The 20,646-nt window shown below is 61.5% G+C and carries 18 protein-coding genes; 12 read left to right on the forward strand and 6 right to left on the reverse strand.

Features of this window, described 5'->3' with window-relative positions; all coding sequences use genetic code 11:
- Positions 1-129: 129 nt before the first annotated feature.
- From ABH912_RS08635 to ABH912_RS08645, 3 genes are all read right to left on the reverse strand, one after another.
- Positions 130-1,248 carry an NAD(P)/FAD-dependent oxidoreductase gene (locus tag ABH912_RS08635; RefSeq protein WP_429510386.1) on the reverse strand — a complete coding sequence of 373 codons (1,119 nt, stop codon included), beginning with the start codon at positions 1,246-1,248 and terminating at the stop codon, positions 130-132.
- A gap of 16 nt (positions 1,249-1,264) precedes the next feature.
- Complete coding sequence (locus ABH912_RS08640; protein WP_429510387.1) at positions 1,265-2,569, reverse strand: MFS transporter; 1,305 nt, start codon at positions 2,567-2,569, stop codon at positions 1,265-1,267.
- A gap of 115 nt (positions 2,570-2,684) precedes the next feature.
- On the reverse strand, positions 2,685-3,473 hold the full coding sequence (locus tag ABH912_RS08645) for an SDR family oxidoreductase (protein ID WP_429510388.1): 789 nt from the start codon (positions 3,471-3,473) through the stop codon (positions 2,685-2,687).
- Positions 3,474-3,852: 379 nt separating this feature from the next.
- Between ABH912_RS08645 and ABH912_RS08650 the strand changes: the two genes are divergently transcribed.
- From ABH912_RS08650 to ABH912_RS08660, 3 genes are all read left to right on the forward strand, one after another.
- A complete protein-coding gene (locus ABH912_RS08650; protein ID WP_429510389.1) occupies positions 3,853-5,019 on the forward strand; it encodes an iron-containing alcohol dehydrogenase in 1,167 nt (388 codons plus the stop codon).
- 12 nt (positions 5,020-5,031) lie between these two features.
- A complete protein-coding gene (locus tag ABH912_RS08655) occupies positions 5,032-5,346 on the forward strand; it encodes an NIPSNAP family protein (protein WP_033060265.1) in 315 nt (104 codons plus the stop codon).
- Positions 5,347-5,496: 150 nt separating this feature from the next.
- The gene (locus ABH912_RS08660) at positions 5,497-6,480 is read left to right on the forward strand and encodes a cyclase family protein (RefSeq protein WP_429510390.1); all 984 of its coding nucleotides are present in this window, start codon (positions 5,497-5,499) and stop codon (positions 6,478-6,480) included.
- Here ABH912_RS08660 and ABH912_RS08665 read toward each other — a convergent pair.
- From ABH912_RS08665 to ABH912_RS08675, 3 genes are all read right to left on the reverse strand, one after another.
- Complete coding sequence (locus ABH912_RS08665; protein WP_429510391.1) at positions 6,473-7,405, reverse strand: LysR family transcriptional regulator; 933 nt, start codon at positions 7,403-7,405, stop codon at positions 6,473-6,475. The two genes, ABH912_RS08660 and ABH912_RS08665, sit on opposite strands and share 8 nt — an antisense overlap.
- Before the next feature lie 226 nt (positions 7,406-7,631).
- Positions 7,632-8,972: a PQQ-dependent sugar dehydrogenase gene (locus tag ABH912_RS08670; protein ID WP_429510392.1), complete on the reverse strand. Its 1,341-nt coding sequence runs from the start codon at positions 8,970-8,972 to the stop codon at positions 7,632-7,634.
- A 185-nt stretch (positions 8,973-9,157) separates the two neighbouring features.
- Positions 9,158-10,081, reverse strand: coding sequence for a LysR family transcriptional regulator (locus tag ABH912_RS08675; RefSeq protein WP_033060260.1), 924 nt, complete (start codon positions 10,079-10,081; stop codon positions 9,158-9,160).
- Between the two features lie 175 nt (positions 10,082-10,256).
- Between ABH912_RS08675 and ABH912_RS08680 the strand changes: the two genes are divergently transcribed.
- The 9 genes from ABH912_RS08680 (at position 10,257) to ABH912_RS08720 (ending at position 20,615) form a co-directional block, all read left to right on the forward strand.
- On the forward strand, positions 10,257-11,396 hold the full coding sequence (locus tag ABH912_RS08680; RefSeq protein ID WP_429510393.1) for an iron-containing alcohol dehydrogenase: 1,140 nt from the start codon (positions 10,257-10,259) through the stop codon (positions 11,394-11,396).
- Positions 11,397-11,468: 72 nt separating this feature from the next.
- Positions 11,469-12,248: an enoyl-CoA hydratase-related protein gene (locus ABH912_RS08685; protein ID WP_033060257.1), complete on the forward strand. Its 780-nt coding sequence runs from the start codon at positions 11,469-11,471 to the stop codon at positions 12,246-12,248.
- A gap of 1 nt (position 12,249) precedes the next feature.
- Entirely contained in the window at positions 12,250-13,455 is a 1,206-nt protein-coding gene (locus tag ABH912_RS08690) for a CaiB/BaiF CoA transferase family protein (RefSeq protein ID WP_033060254.1), read from the forward strand.
- A 166-nt stretch (positions 13,456-13,621) separates the two neighbouring features.
- Positions 13,622-14,665 carry a TRAP transporter substrate-binding protein gene (locus ABH912_RS08695; RefSeq protein WP_429510394.1) on the forward strand — a complete coding sequence of 348 codons (1,044 nt, stop codon included), beginning with the start codon at positions 13,622-13,624 and terminating at the stop codon, positions 14,663-14,665.
- Between the two features lie 15 nt (positions 14,666-14,680).
- Positions 14,681-16,579, forward strand: a complete 1,899-nt coding sequence (locus ABH912_RS08700) for a TRAP transporter large permease subunit (protein ID WP_429510395.1) — start codon at positions 14,681-14,683, stop codon at positions 16,577-16,579.
- 41 nt (positions 16,580-16,620) lie between these two features.
- On the forward strand, positions 16,621-17,079 hold the full coding sequence (locus ABH912_RS08705; RefSeq protein ID WP_429510396.1) for a thioesterase family protein: 459 nt from the start codon (positions 16,621-16,623) through the stop codon (positions 17,077-17,079).
- A gap of 15 nt (positions 17,080-17,094) precedes the next feature.
- Entirely contained in the window at positions 17,095-18,054 is a 960-nt protein-coding gene (locus tag ABH912_RS08710) for an amidohydrolase family protein (protein WP_429510397.1), read from the forward strand.
- A complete protein-coding gene (locus ABH912_RS08715) occupies positions 18,047-19,006 on the forward strand; it encodes an amidohydrolase family protein (protein WP_429510398.1) in 960 nt (319 codons plus the stop codon). The genes ABH912_RS08710 and ABH912_RS08715 overlap by 8 nt, the downstream gene beginning before the upstream one ends.
- 31 nt (positions 19,007-19,037) lie before the next feature.
- Positions 19,038-20,615 (forward strand): aldehyde dehydrogenase (NADP(+)), encoded by a 1,578-nt coding sequence (locus tag ABH912_RS08720; protein WP_429510399.1) that lies wholly within the window; start codon positions 19,038-19,040, stop codon positions 20,613-20,615.
- Positions 20,616-20,646: the final 31 nt, after the last annotated feature.

Consider the following 20,646-nt stretch of genomic DNA (forward strand, 5'->3'; position numbering starts at 1 on the left):
AGCAACGCGAGGCTGCGTTCGGCTGCGAAGCAGTCGTGAATCCTGTGCACGCGGTTTGTCTGAGACACCGCAGCGTATGGTTTAGCGACGGCTTCGCCGCCGAACGCAGCCTCGCAGGCTCGGCAGCTGCTACATAAGTCGTGGTGTGGCTAGTATCGTCGTCACCCGATCTGCCAGCGCCAGGCAACTGGTCAGCCCCGGTGACTCGATGCCGAACAGGTTCACCAGCCCCGGCACACCATGCTCGGCCGGACCACTGATGACAAAGTCGGCTGCCGGTTCGGTCGGCCCGGTGATTTTCGGGCGGATGCCACTGTAGGCCGGTTGCAGACTGTTATCGGGCAATGCCGGCCAGTAGCGCCGGATCGCCTGGTAGAAGCCATCGGCTCGGCGTGGATCCACACGGTAATCGACCTGATCGACCCATTCGACGTCCGGCCCGAAGCGCGCCTGACCGCCCAGGTCCAGCGTCATGTGCACGCCCAGCCCCGCGCTTTCCGGGGCCGGGTACACCAGATGCCGGAACGGCGCACGACCACTGAAACTGAAATAGCTGCCCTTGCACAATCGTGCCTCGGGAATGTACTGCGACGGCAAGCCTTCAATCCGGCTCGCCACCTCAGGCGCGGACAGTCCGGCGCAATTGATCAACTCACGGCAACTCAAGGTCATCGGTTGGGCGCCGCCCATCTGCAGTTCGAAACCTTGCTCGGTGCAACGGGCCGACGCCAGCGGCGTATGAAAAACCAGCGACGTGCCGCTGGCCTCGGCATCCGCCTGAAGCGCCAGCATCAGGGCATGGGAATCGACGATCCCGGTGGACGGCGACCAGAGCGCAGCGACGCAGGACACTGCCGGCTCAAGTTCCCGTGCCTGTACGGCGTCCAGCCATTGCAAGTCATCGACGCCATTGCGCCGCCCCTGCTCCAGCAACGTCCGCAAGGCCGCGCACTGACCGTCATCCGTGGCGACGATCAGCTTGCCCAGGCGTCGATAATCGACGCCGCGTTCATCGCAAAAAGCGTAAAGGCGTTGCTTGCCCTCCACGCACATTTGCGCCTTGAGGCTGCCGCTCGGGTAGTAAATGCCGGCGTGGATCACTTCCGAATGGCGCGAGCTGATGCCCACGCCAATGCCCTCGCCCGCCTCAACCAGGATCACCTCCCGCCCGCTGCGGGCCAGGGCTCTGGCGACCGCCAGCCCGACCACCCCGGCCCCGACCACCACGCATTCGATATCGACGCTCACCTGCCCTCCGCTCCTTTCACGCCAGCCCTCGTTCCCGATAATCGATCAGGCTGGAGAATATCGCCAGCAGCAGGGCCATGACCACGAAGAAGATCAGCACCAGGAAATACGACCCGGTGAACTGCACGATCAGCCCGATCAGAATCGGCACGATCACCCCGGCCATGTTCCCGCAGAAGTTCATGGTGCCGGCCAGCACGCCGGTTTTCGAAGTGCCACCGAGGATCGACGGAATGCACCAGTACATGCCGCACCAGCGAATGAAAAACATCGCCACGCAGAGCAAGCCGATCGCTTTGCTGGCCTCGCTCGCATACGCCACCGCCAGCATGCACAGGGCCGCCACCAGCGCCGAGCCGCTGAACATGCTGCGCATCACGAGGTTTGGCGAGGCGCCGCTGGATTTCCATTTATCCCCCAGGTAACCGCCGACCAGCTCGCCGACGAAACCGCACATGAAGATCAGGAACGTCGCCCCGCCCATGCTCGAAATGTTCAAGCCGTGGGTCTGGTGCAGGTAGCTCGGCATCCAGGTCAACAGTCCGTAGAACACGCTGAGGATGCAGCAGTAACCGGCGAACATCGCCAGCACCGAGCGATCCTTGAGCAGCTCCTTGAGAGGAATGCTGGTGACCGCGCCAGGTTGGCTGACTTTGATATTGCCCTCGGTGATGTGCGCCAGTTCCGCCGCATTCACCCCTGGGTGTTCGCTGGGATGGTTGCGGATGTATTTCCAGGCCAGCACGCCAGCGAGCATGGTGCCGATGCCCGCGATCACGAAAGCGATGCGCCAGGAGTCGAACCAGCCAATCAGCCCGGCAATGATGATCGCGCCGAAGGCACTGCCCAGCGGTGCGCCGCCATCGACCAGCACCGCGCCGCGCCCGCGTTCGTTAGGGGTCAGCCAGGCGCCGTTGAGCTTGGCCCCGGCCGGCATGATCGGCGACTCGGCAATGCCCAGGCCCATGCGGGTGATCAGCAGCGTGATCCAGTTATGCGCACCGGCGGCCAGGGCCTGAAAGGCGCCCCAGGCGACGGTCGCGATGACGATCACACGGCGAGTCTGAAAACGATCCAGCAGCATGCCGCCGGGAATCTGCATCAACGCGTAGGACCAGAAAAACGCGCTGAGCATCAAGCCTTCCAGCGCGGGCGGAATCTGGAACTCACTGGAAATCAGCGGCAAGGCCACCGACAGCGAGGCGCGGTCGATGTAATTGATCGCGGTCAGCAGCAACATGATGAGGAAGATCCGCCAGCGCACGCTGGTCGGGCGCTCGGTGGCGGTCAGGGACAGAGTTTCGGCACTCGGGTTGTTCATGAGGGGCGCTCTTTATTGTTGTGGATGCAAGCGGCCCCACTCTAATCACGCACCCGACAGCTGAATAATGAGGAGATCTGATGGGGGGATCACCAATCGTCATCCCCCCAATCGATCAGAACGTACCGGGGTAACTGCCGCCGTCCAGCAACAGGTTTTGCCCGGTGAGGAAACCGGCGTGGGCGCTGCAGATGAACGCGCAATAGGCGCCGAACTCGTCGGGCTGGCCGAAACGCTGGGCCGGAACGTGCTGGCGCCGCTGCTCGCTGATGTTCTCGACCGTGGTGCTGTTGGCCTCGGCGGCGGCACTCAAGGTTTTGTGCAAGCGCTCGGTCTCGAACGGACCTGGCAGCAGATTGTTGATGGTGACGTTATGCCCGGCCAGCCGCGACTGACGCGCGAGCCCGGCGATAAAACCGGTCAGCCCGCTGCGGGCACCATTGGACAGACCCAGCACATCGATCGGCGCCTTCACCGCGCCAGAGGTGATGTTGACGATGCGCCCGAAACCGCGCTCGGCCATGCCGTCGACGCAGGCTTTGATCAGCTCGATGGGCGTGAGCATGTTGGCATCCAGCGCCTTCAACCAGTCTTCGCGCTGCCAGTCGCGGAAGTCACCCGGCGGCGGGCCACCAGCGTTATTGATCAGGATGTCCACCTGCGGACACGCCGCCAACACCTGCTCGCGCACCTCAGGCGTGCTGATGTCCCCGGCCACCGTTCGCACTTCAATACCCGGTGCCAGTTGGCGTAATTGGTCGGCGGCGGCTTGCAGCGTTTCATCGCCGCGAGCGTTGATCACCAGGTTGACGCCCTCCTTCGCCAAGGCTCGCGCACAGGCCAGACCCAGACCCTTGCTGGCGGCGCAGACGATGGCCCAGCGGCCTGAAATAGCCAAATCCATGATGGTGCTCCTGTTGGTTGTGAGTTGAGGAAGGTATGCGTTCAGGGTAAGGACGTGGTGTTTCTGGACTTTGCACCTGGCTTCGGAACCAGCCCTCACCCTAGCCCTCTCCCGGGGGGAGAGGGAACTGACGGTGTTGTTCTTGGAGCCACATCGACCTGAAATATCGAGTCGAACTCGGGTTTGAAAACAATACAAATCGGCTCCCTTTCCCCTCTCCCCCATGGGGAGAGGGTTGGGGTGAGGGGCTGGATCTTGAAGCCAACACATCCCCGCCGACAAGTGATGACAAACAGTGATCCCCAGATCAGACCTTTTCATTATCAGCCGCCCCCCACGCTTATTACTGTCTCCAGACCAATAAGAACCGGAGACACCCATGAACCCGTTCCAGTTTTATTTCCCCACGCCCCTGAAAAGCGGCAACGGCCTGGTGCGTCAGGCCGGTGCGCTGCTCAAGCCGCATGTTCGAAAAAAACTGCTGGTGGTCACCGACGAAGGGCTGATGGCGTCGGGCGTGATGGAAGGTTTTTTCACTTCGCTGGCCGAGAGTGACATTCACTACGAAGTGTTTTCCGGTGTCGAACCCAACCCCACCACCGACGTGCTGGAACGCGCCGTGGCGTTCCTGAAAAACCACGACTGCGATTCGGTGATCGGCGTCGGTGGCGGCAGCAGCATCGACACCGCCAAGGGTGTGGCAGCCATGGCCACCAACCCCGGCAACATTCTCGACTACGAGGGCTACGACAAACTGCTGCACCCGCCTCTGCCGATCTTTGCCATTCCGACCACCTCCGGCACCGGCAGCGAATGCACGGCGTCCACGGTGTTCACCAACACCAAAACCCTGTTCAAGACCGTGATCATCAGCCCGGCGCTGTTTCCGAAACTGGCGATTCTCGATGCAGAACTGACGCTCAAACTGCCGCCGTCGATCACCGCTGCCACGGGCATGGACGCGTTGACCCACGCCATCGAATCCTACGTATCAAAGCAGGCCAACCCGGTCAGCCAGGCCCTGGCGCTGCAAGCGATCAAGATGATCTGCACGCACCTGCCAAAAGCGTTTTTCAGCGGCTCCGACCTGCACGCCCGGGAACAGATGCTGCTCGGTTCGTTCCTCGCCGGCGTCGCGTTCGCTCAATCGAAACTGGGCAACGTGCATGCGATCTCCCACACCTTCGGCGGCGTGTTCAACATTCCCCATGGCATCGCCAACGCGACGCTGCTGCCCTACGTCATCGAATACAACCTGGCGGCCTGCCCGGAGTTGTTCCGCGAAATCGCCATGGCCATGGGCGAGAACGTCGATGGCCTGAGCGTTGCCCGCGCCGGGCACAAAGTGGTGGAACACGTGGTGGCGTTGAACAAGGCCATCGGCATTCCCGACAACATCAAGGACCTGGGCGTGGACCTGGACTACATGCCGCAAATGGTCAGCGACTCGATGCGCAGCGGCAACGTGCTGGTCAATCCGCGCCTGACCACCGCCGCCGACATCGAACGAATCATCAGCAACGCCTGGCACGGCATTCATTCCTAAGAGACGACTCCCATGTTTTACGAAATGCGCACCTACACGATTCAAATCGGAAAAATGCAGACCTACCTCAAGCACTTCGAAGAAACCGGCCTGCCGGTGATCTCCCGCTACACCACGCTGGTGGGCTGGTGGTACACCGAAATCGGCGAGCTGAATCAAGTCATCCACATCTGGGCCTACGAGAGCCTCGATGACCGGATCAAGAAACGCGCGGCGCTGTATCAGGATCCAGACTGGCTCGAAGGCTTCGTGCCGAAAGCATTCCCGATGTTGGAAAAGATGGAATCGAAACTGCTGATGCCCGCGGATTTCTCCCCCATCAAATAATCCCCTGACCACCACCGACTTCTGTAGGAGCGAGGCTTGCCCGCGAAGGCGGAGTGTCAATCGACATCATCGTTATTGACACTCCGCCTTCGCGGGCAAGCCTCGCTCCTACCGGGGCGGGTACGTCTGTTAATTCCCAAGGACAACCTCATGTGCGACCACAATCCCAATAACACCGCCGCTGACCGTTCTCCCGACATCAAAGCCTTGCTCGAAGGCCTGCCGACCAACTGGGGCAAATGGGGGCCGGACGATGAAGTCGGCGCCCTGAATTACCTGCAAAGCGCAGAAATCCTCCGGGGTATCGCCTCGGTCCGACAGGGCAAGACCTTCACCCTGCAAGTGCAGATCGGCCACCCCAAAGGCGAACCGTTGTGGCCCGGCCGACGTCCGTCGATGCGGGTCAACGTGCTGGACAAGGGCCATTTCCTGGCCGGCAAGACCCACTTCGACGGCCATGTGGAATACGCCGACGACGTGATTTTCATGCACCTGCAAGGCTCGACCCAATACGACGCGCTGGGCCACGTCTGGCACGACAACAAACTGTGGAATGGCTACGACGCCATGAGCACCATCGGCAGCATGGACAAGGCCAGCATCCTGCCGATTGCCGAACGCGGGATCGTCGGGCGCGCCGTGTTGATCGACATGGCCCGCCATCGCGGCAAAGCGGTGCTGGACAAGGGCGAAACCTTCAATCACCTGGACCTGCTGGCTGCGGCGAAAGCCCAAGGCATCGAGATCCAGAAACGCGACATCCTGATCATCCGCACGGGCTGGATCGGCTCGTTCTATGAGCGTGAACCGGAAGAGTTCTACAAGGACTTCGCCGAGCCGGGCCTGACCTTCAGCCGCGAGCTGGTGGAGTGGTTTCACCAGATGGAAATCCCCAACCTGGTGACCGACACCATGGCCAACGAAGTGGCGGTCGACCCCACCTCGGGCGTGCTGATCCCGCTGCACAATGCCTTGATGCGTAACCTCGGCGTGACTTTCACCGAAGTGGCGATGCTCGATGATCTGGCCACAGATTGCGCCGCAGACGGTCAGTGGCAGTTCCTCTACACCGCCGCGCCGTTGAAGGTCGTTGGCGGCACGGGTGCACCGGTCAATCCGATCGTGATCAAGTAATCAGGTCCTGCTGCAGTTCGTTGATCAGCAGGGTTGCCGCCGGAGACAAGTCGGCGCCGGCCCGGCTGATCACGCCGTAAGGCTCGGTCAATGCGCGCATCGACACCGGGAGCTTTACCAGCAAATCGAATTGCTCGCAGAACCTGGCCACTTCCACCGGAATCACCGCCAACAAGTTAGGGTCTTGTTGCACCAACAAAATGGTGGCGAAAATCGACGAGGTTTCCAGCGGATAACGCGGAGTCCCCAGCCCGGCCTCATTCAGCTCACGTTCCAGGGTCTGACGCATCGGCATGTCTTTGGGATAGACCACCCAGCGGTAGTCGCTCAACTGCGACAGCTGCAAAGACTCGGCACTGGCCAGTGGATGGTCCTTGCTGGCGACCACCGCCAAGGGTTCTTCACTCAGTTCGATGCAGTCATAAGCGTCCGAGCGCTGGCCGACGCTGGTGCGACAAATCGCCAGGTCCAGCCGTCCCTGATCCAGCAACCCGAGCAACGCGGCGCTGGTGTTTTCCACCAGTTCCACCGACAGCTCCGGCTGCTTCAGGCGCAACTCGGTCAGGGCTCGCGTCAGCAACGGCACCGCCCCCATGATCACCCCCACCGAGAGCCGCCCGCCCTGGCCTTGCATGATGCTGAGCATTTCTTCGCGCAAGTGCTCGACATCGCTGTAGATCAACCGCGCATAACGAATCATGCACCGGCCCATTTCGTTGGCCACCAGACCTTTGGGCTGACGTTCGAACAGCGGCATGCCGAGCAATGACTCGACTTCATGCAGCGCCTTGGTGGCGCCGGACTGGGAAATCGAAATCTTCTCGGCGGCCTTGTGCAAGGAGCCACGATCATCCAGCGCGATCAACAAACGCAGTTGTTTGAGGCGCAAGCGTGCAGCGATGCTGCAAAGGGAAGGAACAACCATATCCGTGTGTTCTCGATTCAAGAGCCGTTGTTTTTCGTAGGAGCAAGGCTTGCCCGCGAAGAACGATCACGCGGCGTGTTAGGCCTGACGCCATCGCGAGCAGGCTCACTCCCACAGGGTCCGGTGTCGGCCACAAATCTCGCGAACAACATAAAACCAATGTAGGAGTGAGCCTGCTCGCGATGGCGGCTCATCCTGCATCCATCTAACTGTCCCAATCCTCAATCTAGGGTTTGGCGATCGCGATACGCCAAACCTTGTTCCCGACATCATCGGCCACCAACAACGCGCCGCTCTGATCAAGCGTGACGCCCACCGGGCGCCCTTGCGCTTCGCCATCGGCATTGAGGAAACCTGTCAAGAAATCGACCGGCATGCCGGAAGGCTTTCCGTCGCTAAACGGAATGAACACCACCTTGTAGCCCGCCTGCGGATTACGGTTCCACGAGCCGTGTTCACCGACAAAAACGCCACTGGCGAAGTTGGCCGGCATCGCCCGTGAATCAGAGAACGTCAGGCCTAACGGTGCAACGTGAGTGCCGAGCGCGTAGTCCGGTGCGATGGCCTTGGCCACCTTGTCCGGACGCGGCGGCTCGACGCGGGTGTCGACATGGGCGCCGTAGTAGCTCCACGGCCAGCCGTAGAACGCACCGTCCTGCACCGACGTCAGGTAATCCGGCACAAGGTCGCTGCCGATTTCGTCACGCTCGTTGACCACCGTCCACAACTGGGTCGAACCGGGCTTCCAGGCCAGCCCGTTGGGGTTGCGCAGGCCGCTGGCAAACAGACGCTTGCTGCCGCTTTTGACGTCTACCTCCCAAATCGCTGCGCGCCCTTCTTCTGCATCAAGGCCGTTCTCGCCGACATTGCTGTTGGAACCGACCGTGACGTAAAGCTTGGTGCCCTCGAGGTTAGCGAGGACATTCTTGGTCCAGTGGTGATTGATGCCTGCGGGCAGGTCGGTGACTTTCACCGGGATGGCGTCACTCTCGGTTTGCCCCTCGCTGTAGGGCACTTTGACCAAGGCATCGGCGTTGCCGATAAACAATTCATTGCCCACCAACGCCATGCCAAACGGCGAAGCGAGGTCAGTCATGAATACCTTCCGGACTTCCGCGTGGCCATCACCGTCGGCGTCGCGCAACAAGGTAATGCGATTGGCGCTGGGTGCATCAGCGCCAATACGGCCCATCACAACACCCATGACAGTGCGTTTTGCCCAGGCGATCGGGCCGGTGCCACCGTCCGTAGCGCCTTCCGGCATCGGCGGGTGGTTACTCTCGGCAACCAGCACATCGCCATTGGGCAGCGTATACACCCAGCGCGGGTGATCGAGGTTTTCGGCCAGCGCGGTCACTTTGAAACCGGCAGGTGCCTTGGGCATGTCACTACCCGCCCAGCCGACCGCTTTGGACACTTTTAACGTAGGGATCAGCGAGGTGGTGGGTTCAGGCAATTGCGGGGACGGACCGACGCTGGCCTGAGGCGGCAGTTTGGAAGACTCACCACACGCGGTGAGTAGCGCGGCAGTGGTCATCAAGAGCGCAAGTCGGTTGGACACATTCATTGTTCTAACCTCGCAACGGCCATCCGTGGGCCAATTATTGGGCAGGCAAAATCCCGGCGAAGTATCGCGGCGCGGGTCCGTTTCAAACACCGCGTCTGTCGCAAATCAAATTTGCCTGAAACGCACGAATGCGCGCCTCCAAAGCCGGGCACTATCGCAAGCGCCTGTTTCAACCGTTCCCGAGCTCAAACGGGGTTCAACAACGCCTCTCGCAGCAACCTGGCGGCCGGCGAATCCGGTACGCCTTTGCGCGATACCAGCTCATACGGTTCGCTGCGCGAGGTAATGGGCAGCGGCAGCGTGGTGGTGAAACCGTAGCCGGAGCAGAACTTCGCCACATCGGTCGACACCAACGCGACGAGGGTCGGGTTTTCCTGAAGCAGCGACAAGGTGGCAAACGCCGACGTGGTTTCCAGCAAGTGCACCGGAAAACGCAGGTCAGCCTCGTGAAATTCGCGCTCCAGCAGCAAACGCATCGGCATGTTGGCGCGATAGACCACCCAGCGGTAATCCACCAGGTCCTTCAGCGAGAGCTGCCGGGCATAGGCGAACGGATGCTGAGTGCTGGCGATCACTGCCAGGGTTTCTTCGACGAAGGTCGAGCTCTCATACAAGTAAGGCGTGTTGCTGATGGTCGTACGGCAGATCGCAAGGTCCAGGCGCCCGGCGTCGAGCTGGCTGAGCAGTGCGGCGCTGGTGTCTTCGACGATCTCGATGGACAGCTTCGGGTGGTCGGCAATCACCCGGCTGATCGCAGTGGTCAGCAGCGGGACGGCGCCCATGATGGTGCCGACGGACACACGTCCGCCCTCTCCGCTCATGATCCCGATGATCTCTTCGCGCAGGTGCGCAAGGTCGGTCTGGATCAAGCGTGCGTAACGAATGACCGAGCGTCCGGCATCGTTCGGTTCAAGCCCGCGGTTAGTGCGGGTGAACAGCGCGGTGCCGAACGTGGTTTCGATTTCTTGCAGGGCTTTACTGGCTCCGGGCTGGGTCAGCGCGACCTGTTTGGCCGCGCCCAGCAAGGAGCCGTGTTCATCAAGGGCTATCAACAAGCGAAGCTGCTTGATGTGCAGGCGGGACATGATCGAATTGAGTGAGGGCGTCATCAGGGTTAACTAAAAGTTATAGAGGTATCGAAAGTTGTCAGTATCGAGGCTCGCCACGACGGCCCTATAGTCCACCCCACAACCAGGCAATGCAATGGGTTTGACCAGAGAGCGAAAGCCTTCCTGCCGCAGACCGATTGCAACAATAACAATCCTGTATAACTTGTGGTGAATCATGTCCCTCATCAATTACGTCACCAAGATCCAGTTCGGCTACGACAGCCTGCAGCATCTGGCCGCCGAAGCCGAGCGCGCGGGCATTACCCGGCCGCTGATCGTCACCGACATCGGCGTGCGCAATGCCGGCATCGTCGACAAGGTCATCGCGGCCCTCGGCGCCAGTCTTCCTCCTTCTATTTTCGACGCCACCCCATCCAATCCCAACGAGCACGCCGTGCGTGAAGCCGTCGCGCAATACCACCGCGACGAGTGCAACGGCATCATCGCGGTCGGCGGTGGTTCTTCCATCGACCTGGCCAAAGGTGTCGCTGTTTGCGCCACGCACGACGGCCCTCTGCAAAGCTTTGCGGTGATCGAAGGCGGCCTGGATCGCATCACCTCTGCCACCGCGCCGCTGATCGCCATTCCTACCACGGCGGGCACCGGCAGCGAAGTCGGACGAGGCGCCATCCTGATCCTCGACGATGGTCGCAAAGTGGGCGTAATCTCACCTTATGTAGTGCCTCGCGTGGCCATCTGCGACCCGGAACTGACCCTGGGCCTGCCACCGATGCTGACCGCCGCCACCGGCATGGACGCGATCGCTCATTGCATCGAGACGTTCATGGCGCCGGCCTTCAACCCGGCGGCGGATGGCATCGCCCTCGACGGCCTGTGGCGTGCCTGGGAACACATCGAGCGCGCCACCGCCGAACCCGGTGATCGTGAAGCGCGAATGAACATGATGAGCGCGTCGATGCAGGGCGCACTCGCCTTTCAGAAGGGATTGGGCTGCGTGCACAGCCTGTCTCACGCCTTGGGCGGCATCAATCCGAAGCTGCACCACGGCACTTTGAACGCCATCTTCCTGCCAGCGGTCGTGGACTTCAACGCCAACGCCCCGACCGTTCGCGACGAACGCAAGCTCGAACGCCTGCGACATGCCATGGGCCTTGAGGCCGGCGCCAATATCGGCACGGCCATCGAAGACATGACCCGACGCCTGGGCCTGCCGACCCGCCTGAGCGAAATCGGCGTCGACGAAAGCCTGTTTGCCGGCATCGTCGAAGGCGCGTTGCACGATCACAGCCACAAGACCAACCCCCGCGAAGCATCGTCCGCGGACTACCTCTCGATGCTTGAGCAGTCGTTGTAACCGTCGCTACCCAACAATAAAAAATGAGGAGGCAGCCGCGTCGTCGGTTAAACCGACGCCAGCGCAACAATCATGAAGCCCACCGTCCTTATCGACCGGCAAGACAGCCTTGCCACCGTCACCCTCAGCCACCCGGGGAAAATGAACGCCCTGACCTTGTCCATGTGGCAGGACCTGGGTGATGTCATGACCGAGTTGTCCGCCGACGCCAGCGTGCGTTGTGTCGTGTTGCGCGGTGCCGGCGAACAAGCCTTCGCGGCCGGCGCCGATGTCAGCGAGTTCCCGACCGTGCGCGCCAACGCGGCGCAGGCCCGGGTGTATGCCGACATCACTTCCAGGGCCATGCGCGCCGTTGCCGACTGCCCGCACCCGGTGATCGCGATGATCCATGGCGTGTGTGTCGGCGGCGGCCTGGAAATCGCGGCGCTCTGCGACCTGCGTATCTGCGGCACCTCCAGTCGTTTCGGCGCGCCGGTCGGCAAACTGGGGCTGGTCATGTCGTATGACGAAATGGCCGGTCTGGTGGCGCTGGCCGGACGCTCGACGACCCTGGAGATTCTTCTCGAAGGCCGCATTCTCGACGCCAATGATGCCTACGTAAAAAACCTCGTGACCCGCGTCGTGCCCGATGCCGAGGTCGAGTCGGAAACCCTCGCCACCGCCAAACGCATCGCCAATGGAGCGCCCCTCGTCGCCCGCTGGCATCGCCAGGCCGCACGCCAGCTTGAGGCCGGCGTTGCGCCCACCGTCGAGCAGATTGACGCGAGTTACTTCTGCTACGACACCGAAGATTTTCAGATCGGTCTGAACGCTTTCATCGAGAAAGCCAAACCACAATTCAAGGGGAAATAACATGGGACCGCTGACAGGAATGCGCGTTGTAGAACTGGCTCACATCATGTCCGGCCCGGTGTGCGGAATGATGCTGGCCGACATGGGCGCGGACGTGGTGAAGGTCGAGAAAGTCCCGGGCGGTGATGATTCGCGCCGCTTCTCGCCGATCATGGCCAGCGGTGAATCCGCCTCGTTCATGGTGGTGAACCGCAACAAGCGCGGTATTGGCCTGAACCTGAAAACCGAGGGCGGGCGCGACGTGTTGCGCCGCCTGTTGATGGACGCCGATGTGGTCACGGAAAACTACCGTGCCGGCACCATGGAGAAATTTGGCCTGGGCTATGAAACGCTGAAAACCCTCAACCCAGGGCTGATCTACTGCGCGATTTCCGGTTACGGCCGCAGCGGGCCGTTTGGCGAAAAAGGCGGTTTCGACCTGATCGCCCAAGGCATGAGCGGCATGATGAGCATGACCGGTGAAGCCGGGCGTGAACCGGTCAAGGCCGGTTCGCCAGTCGCTGACATCAACTCCGGCATTCTCGCCGCCCTCGGCATCTGTGCAGCGTACGCCGCCAAACAGAAAACCGGCCTCGGGCAGATGGTCGACACCTCGCTGTTCGAAGCCGGCCTGCAACAGATGTACTGGCCGGCGGCGGCGTATTTCGCCGACGGCACGATCCTGCCGAAGATGGGTTCGGCCAACTCCACCAGCGCGCCGTATCAGGTGTTCCGCACGGCGGACGGCTGGATCAACATTGGCGCCGCCAACCAGGCCAACTACGAACGGCTGGTCGAGGCACTCGCCCTGCCACAACTCAAAGCCGACCCACGCTTCGCCAGCAACGCGTTGCGCATGGAGCACCGTCTGGCCCTGGTGGAAATCCTCAACGAAGTCCTGGTCGCGCGCACCACGGATGAATGGATGGTGCTGTTCGACAGCCTCGGCCTGCCTGCCGGGCCGGTCCTCGATATCGCGGCGGCGCTGGCTCACCCACAAACCGAAGCACGCGGCATGGTCGTCGAGACCCAACACCCGACCGAAGGCCGGGTACGCGGCATGGGCCTGCCGATTCACTTCTCCGACATGGACAACGCCGCGCCGCCGACCAGTCGGCATGCCCCGCTGCTCGGTGAACACACCCGCGAAGTGTTGAAAGAAAGCGGCTTCTCGGAAACCGAAATCGATGAGCTGATTAGAACCCAGGCCGTCGTGGCACTGAAATAACGCAAACCTGTAGGAGCGAGCCTGCTCGCGAATGCGGTGGGTCAGTCGACATGAATTTCGAGTCTGACGACACTATCGCGAGCAGGCTCACTCCTACAGGGAGCAGCGCTCGCTTGAACGATCCGCAGTTTTTTTGAACAACTACAAAAACAATAAGGTGAACATCATGAGCCGTATCTTGACCGAGTCCGTCAGCCGCCGATCATTTCTAGTGTCTGCCGGCGTCACCGTTGGCGGCGCATTCGCCGCCAACCTGCTGCCCTCCAGCGTCTTCGCCGCGACCAAACCCATTGTGTTGCGTTACACCAGCAGCCTGCCCGACACCCATCCGCTGAACATCCAGATGAAGGCGGCTTCGCTCGCCATCAAGGCCGAAACCAACGGCGCCGTGGACCTGCAGGTGTACGCCAACGGCGCAATGGGCGGCGACACCGACATGCTGTCCCAGGTACGCGCCGGGGCAATTGACTTCATTCCCTTGCCAGGCGCGATTCTCTCCACGCTGGTGCCGGCCATGTCGATCGAAAGCATGCCGTTCGCGTTCAAGGACTACGACAGTGTCTGGGCCGCGCTGGACGGCAAGCTGGGCGAGTACGTACGCGCCAAGACCGAGAAGGTCGGCCTGATCCCGATGGAGAAAGTGTGGAACAACGGCTTCCGCCAGATCACCAGCTCGACGCGTCCGATCAACACCCCGCAAGACCTGGCCGGTTTCAAACTGCGTGTGCTGGTCAGCCCGTTGTGGACCTCCATGTTCAGCGCCCTGGGCGCCTCCCCTACCGGCATCAGCATCAACGAGACCTACTCGGCGTTGCAGACCAAAGTCGTCGACGGCCAGGAAAACCCATTGGTGGTGGTCGAGGCCGCACGCTTCTATGAAGTGCAGAAATACTGCTCCATGACCGACCACATCTGGGGCGGTTTCTGGATCGTCGCCTCGGGCAAGACCTTTCCAAAATTGCCCGCAGATGTGCAGGAAATCGTTTCCCGGCAGATCAACGCCGCCGCGCTGATCCAGCGTCAACAGGTGATTGATCTCAACGCCAGCCTGGAGCCGTCCCTGACCGCCCACGGCATCACTTTCAACAAAGTCGATCGTTCATTGTTCAGGACTGATCTGCAGTCCAAAGGCTTCTACTCCCAATGGAAGGAAAAGTACGGCCCTGAAGCCTGGAGCTTGCTCGAGCAGTACGCGGGTCAACTGTCCTAAGCCGGAGACAAGGTCATGAAAAGCGAAATACCAATGACGGATGTTTCTCCCGCTGAAGGACTCAGCACGCGCCCCACCACGTTTCGTCTCGGTCGCGCTTTGGACACCGGGCTGCGCTGGCTGACCGAAGGCAGCGCGGCGTTGCTGGTGGTCATCGAAGTCACGCTGCTGTTTTGCAATGTGTTCTCGCGCTACGTGCTCAATCAACCCATCGTCTGGGGCGACGAACTGGCCTCGCTGCTGTTTCTCTGGCTGGCGATGCTCGGCTCAGTGGTGGCGATGCGTCGAGGCGAGCACATGCGGCTGACCTCGTTCATCGGGCGGCTGCCGCTGGAAAAACGCGCCTTTGTCGACACTTTGGGCGCGGTGATTGTCATCACGTTCATCGGGTTGCTGTTCACGCCGGCCTGGGAGTACGTCAGCGACGAGTGGATCATCACCACCGCCGCCCTCGAAATTCCCAACGCCTTTCGCGTGTCCGCCATCGCGGTCGGCCTGAGCCTGATGCTGATGACCTGTGTCGCGCGTCTGCTGACCAGCGCCCGGTTGATCGACTTCTCGGTGTCGGTGGCGATGCTGGCTTCCCTCGCCGGATTGTTGTGGGTGGCGGAAGGCCCCCTGCTGCTGATGGGCAACTGGAACCTGGTGGTCTTCTTCATGATCGGCGTGATGGCCATGATCGTGATCGGCGTGCCAATCATGGTCGCGTTCGGCCTGGCGACCGTGGCTTACCTGTCGACCATGACCAGCACGCCGCTGACCCTGGTCGTCGGGCGAATGGACGAAGGCATGGCGAGCCTGATTTTGCTGGCCATCCCGTTGTTCGTGTTTTTGGGTGCATTGATCGAAGCCATGGGCATGGCCCGAGCGATGATCCGCTTCCTCTGCTCGTTGATCGGCCATGTCCGTGGCGGCCTGTCTTACGTGCTGATCGGCGCCATTTACCTGATCTCTGGCATTTCCGGCTCCAAGGCTGCGGACATGGCCGCTATCGCACCGGCGCTGTTTCCGGAAATGAAGAAACGCGGTGAGGATGAAAACGAACTGGTGGCGATGCTCAATGCCTCCGGGGCGATGTCGGAAACCATTCCGCCTAGCCTGGTACTGATCACCATCGGTTCGGTGACCGGCGTGTCGATTTCCGCGCTGTTTACCGGTGGTTTCATGCCGGCGGTGGTGGGTGCCATCGCCATGGCGGCGGTGATCTGGTGGAAAAACCGCAAAGGCGAGGCCTCCACCGGCAAACGCGCTTCGGGCAAGGAAATCGGCCACTCGCTGCTGATCGCGTTACCGGCACTGGCCCTGCCCTTCGTGATCCGCACCGCGGTGGTTGAAGGGGTCGCGACCGCCACCGAAGTCGCCGCCATTGGCGTGGCCTACACCTTTATCGTCGGGTTGCTGTGCTACCGCTGCTTTGACTGGCGCCGGCTGTATCCGATCCTGGTCAGCACCGCGTCGCTGTCCGGCGCGATCCTGATCATCATCGGCAGCGCGACCGCCATGGCCTGGGCATTGACCCAGTCGGGCTTCTCGCACCAGTTGGCGCAGGTGATGTCGACGGTGCCGGGTGGCGCGATGGGCTTCCTGATCATCTCCGCCGTGGCGTTCATCCTTCTGGGCAGTTTTCTGGAAGGCATCCCGGCCATCGTGCTGTTCGGGCCGCTGCTGTTCCCGATTGCCAAGGCCATGGGCATCAACGACGTGCATTACGCCATGGTCGCGATCTTCGCCATGGGCCTGGGTTTGTTCGCCCCGCCATTTGGCGTGGGCTTCTACGCCGCCTGCGCCATCGCCAAGGTCGACCCCAGCGGCGCCATGCGTCGGGTCTGGCCGTATCTCGGCGCACTCGTTGTGGCCTTGGGCGTGCTGATCGCCGTGCCATGGATCTCCATCGGTTTCCTGCCCAACGCCTGAATCAATTTTTTGACTGTCAGCACTCAAATACGAGGTTTTTCATGAATTTCTCCACACTCGAAGCCGGCACCGCCACCGAACGCCAACTGATCGTCGACAAGGAACGCACCATCTCGTTTCTCGGCGAAGACTTGCGCATCTACGCCACGCCCCGCCTGGTGGATGACATCGAACGGACGTGCCTGGACTACCTGCTGACCTTCCTCGATGAGGGCGAAAACACCGTCGGTGCGGCAGTCGACATTCGCCACGTCGGCGCCACGTTGCTGGGCATGTCAGTCAGCATCGTCGCCACGGTCACCCGGATCGAGGGGCGCAGCGTCACCTTCAACGTCGAAGTGCGCGATGACGTCGAGCTGGTGGCCACGGCGGCGCATACCCGGGTGGTGGTGAACGTCGCCAAACTGCGCAGCCGCGTCCAGGCCAAGGCCGAGGCAGCCGCCGCAGGGGAAGTCGAAGACAGCGCACTCAGCCCTTCCCAATTCGCCGCGTCGCGCTGAGCAAGGGACCCCGTCATGATCACGCTGCACGAACGCAACGGCTTGCCCAACCTTGCGGCCGAGGATGCGCTACCGATTGTCGATGCTCACCACCACTTGTGGGACCTGGGCAACGGTCGTTATCCCTGGCTGCAGGACGAGTATCACGAGGATTTTTTCCTCGGCGACTATCACAGTCTGTGCCGTGATTTCTTGCCGGAAAACTTTCTTGCCCTGACCGAAAGACAACGGTTGGTGGGCACAGTGCATGTCGAGGCTGAACGTGCTCGCGATGAGCAAGTCGCCGAGACACGCTGGCTGGAACAGGTGAATGCCCGTTACGGCTTCCCAAATGCCATCGTTGCCCACGCCTGGTTCGATCGTGAGGACAGCGCGGAAATTCTCGCGGCTCAAGCCGCCAGGCCACTGGTGAAAGGCATACGCTCCAAACCCGTCACCTCGGCATCGCCGGAGGTGTCGATTGCCGGCGCCAGGGGCACCATGCAAGACCCGAAATGGCTGGAAGGCTTTTCGCGGCTGGCGGATCACGACCTGTCGTGGGATCTGCGCGTGCCACCGTGGCACCTGGTCGAGGCCGCTGATGTGGCGGCGATGTTTCCGCAGATCCGGATCGCGCTCAATCACACGGGATTCGCCTGGGATCGCAGCCCGCACGGCATGGCCCGTTGGCGCAAAGGCCTGGAAGCCCTGGCCCTGCAACCCAACGTGCACATCAAGCTCTCGGAGTTCGGGCTGAAAGACTCGCCCTGGAACTACAACGACAACCGGATCGTGGTGCTGACCGCACTGGAGATTTTCGGCCCCGAGCGCTGCATGTTCGCCAGCAATTTCCCGGTCGCCGGATTGCGCGCGTCCTACGACACGATTGCCGACGGCATGGCCGCGATGCTCGCGCCAATGGGGCGTGCCGTACAGGAAGCGGTGTTCGCCGGCAATGCTCAACGTTTTTATCGTCTGGAGGAACAGCATGGATAACCCATCCGTGATCGACTGGCGTGCGCGCTTTCTGGCCAGCGGCGAGGATGCGGACTTACCCATCGTCGACGCCCATCAGCACTATTTCGATATCGAAAAGCATTACTACCCGTGGCTGAACGACCGCCCGTTGCGCCCCTTTCGTTACGGCGATTATTCATCGATCTGCCGCAACTTTCTGCCTGAGGACTATCGCCGGCTGACGGGCAACCATCGCATCGTGCAGACCGTCGTCATCGAGGGTGAATGGGACCCTGCGACGCCCGCCGATGAGGTGAGGTTTGTCGAGTCACTGGCACAGAACGAACCGACCCTGGAGGCGATGGTGGCGCAGGCCTGGCTTGACCGTGAAGACGCATCGGACCTCTTGCGCCAGTACGGCGATCATCCGTTGGTGCGCGGCGTGCGCCACAAACCTGCGGTCACCCACCTTGAAGCATGGCGCGAAGATTTCGTGGCGCCGGGCTCGATGCGCGATCCCCGCTGGCGCGAGGGCTACGCACAACTGGCTGAAAACGGTCTGCACTTCGAGTTGCAGGCGCCCTGGTGGCATCTGGCGGAAGCGGCCGAGCTGGCCAGGGATTTTCCCGATGTGACCATCGTGGTCAATCACACCGCACTGCCGGCGGATCGTTCGGAAGCAGGGTTGGCCGGCTGGCGTGAAAACCTCGCGTTGCTGGCACGGGAGCCGAACGTTGCCTTGAAGATTTCAGGCATTTGCATCCCCGGCGAGGCGTGGCCCATCGAGTCGAACCGCGTGGTGGTGAACGACGCGATTTCGATTGTCGATGTCAGTCGCTGTGCGTTTGCCAGCAATTACCCGGTCGACGGCGTCGTGAACGGCATGAGCGAGATCTTCGACGGCTTCAAAACGATTGTCAGCGACCGTTCCCTCACGGATCGGCTCGCCCTGTTTCATGACAACGCCCGCCGTATTTACCGGCTCACTTGACCCTCATTTGAACAGCCCTTCAGGAGTTCCCATGTTTGAAGTTTCAGGCCTCAACTACATCGCTGGCGCGCGTTCGGCAAAAGGTTCGAGCACCTTGCAAAGCCACGACGCCAATACCGGCGAAGCACTGCCCTATCGTTTCCATCAGGCGACCGTGGATGAAGTGAACACCGCTGCAGAAGCGGCGGCCACGGCTTACCCGATCTTTCGCCAACTTTCATCCGCCCGACGCGCTCAGTTTTTGGAGGCTATTGCCACTGAGCTTGACGTGCTGGACGACTCGTTCATTGCCCTCGTGTGCCGGGAAACCGCCCTGCCCGCCGGCCGTATTCAAGGTGAGCGGGCACGCACCAGCGGCCAGATGCGCCTGTTCGCCACGATGCTGCGTCGCGGCGATTTCTACGGCGCCCGCATCGACCGTGCGCTGCCCGACCGGCAACCGCTGCCCCGCCCCGACCTGCGCCAGTACCGCACCGGGCTCGGTCCGGTCGCCGTGTTCGGGGCCAGCAATTTCCCGTTGGCCTTCTCCACCGCTGGCGGCGACACCGCAGCGGCACTCGCCGCCGGTTGCCCGGTGGTGTTCAAGGCCCATAGCGGGCATATGGCAACCGCCGATTATGTCGCCGATGCAATCACACGCGCGGCCAGAAAAACCGGAATGCCGGATGGCGTGTTCAACATGCTCTACGGCAGCGTCGGCGAAGCGCTGGTCAAGCACCCGGCGATCCAGGCGGTGGGTTTCACGGGGTCATTGCGTGGCGGCCGGGCCTTGTGCGACATGGCAGCGGCGCGTCCTCAACCGATCCCGGTGTTCGCCGAGATGAGCAGCATCAACCCGGTGGTGGTGATGCCCGAAGCACTCAAGATTCGCGGTGACAAGATCGCTGCCGAATTGGCCGCTTCCGTGGTGTTGGGCGCAGGTCAGTTCTGCACCAATCCCGGTTTGGTACTGGGCATTCGCTCGCCCGAGTTCACGGCTTTCCTCGAACGCTTTACCGGTTTGATGAATGAACAACCGGCGCAAACCATGCTCAACACCGGGGCGTTGAAAAGTTATTGCCACGGTTTGGACAACCTTCGCGCTCACGCTGGCATGACTCACCTGGCCGGCGCAGAACAACAAGGCAACCAGGCACAACCGCAAGTGTTCAAGGCCGACGTCAGCCTCTTGATCAACGGTGATGAGCTGCTGCAGGAAGAAGTCTTCGGCCCGACCACCCTCGTGGTGGAACTCGCTGACCAGGCCGAGTTGCTCCAGGCATTGCACGGTTTGCGCGGTCAGTTGACCGCCACGCTGATCGTCGAAGATTCGGAACTCAATACCCTGAACGAAGTGCTGGCCCTGCTGGAACAGAAAGTCGGGCGCGTGCTGTTCAACGGCTACCCGACCGGCGTGGAAGTCTGCGATGCCATGGTCCACGGCGGACCGTACCCGGCCACTTCGGATGCTCGCGGTACCTCGGTCGGGACGTTGGCGATCGATCGTTTTCTACGTCCCGTGTGTTATCAGAACTGCCCCGACAGCTTGCTGCCGGACGCGCTGAAGAACGCTAACCCGCTCAGCATCGCCCGACTGGTGGACGGCGTCAGCAGCCGCGATGCGCTGTAAGTCACCCGGCTTCAACTAACACCCGCTGTCA

The organism is Pseudomonas sp. BT76 TE3572, from assembly GCF_050435365.1.
Lineage (GTDB): Bacteria > Pseudomonadota > Gammaproteobacteria > Pseudomonadales > Pseudomonadaceae > Aquipseudomonas > Aquipseudomonas fluorescens_W.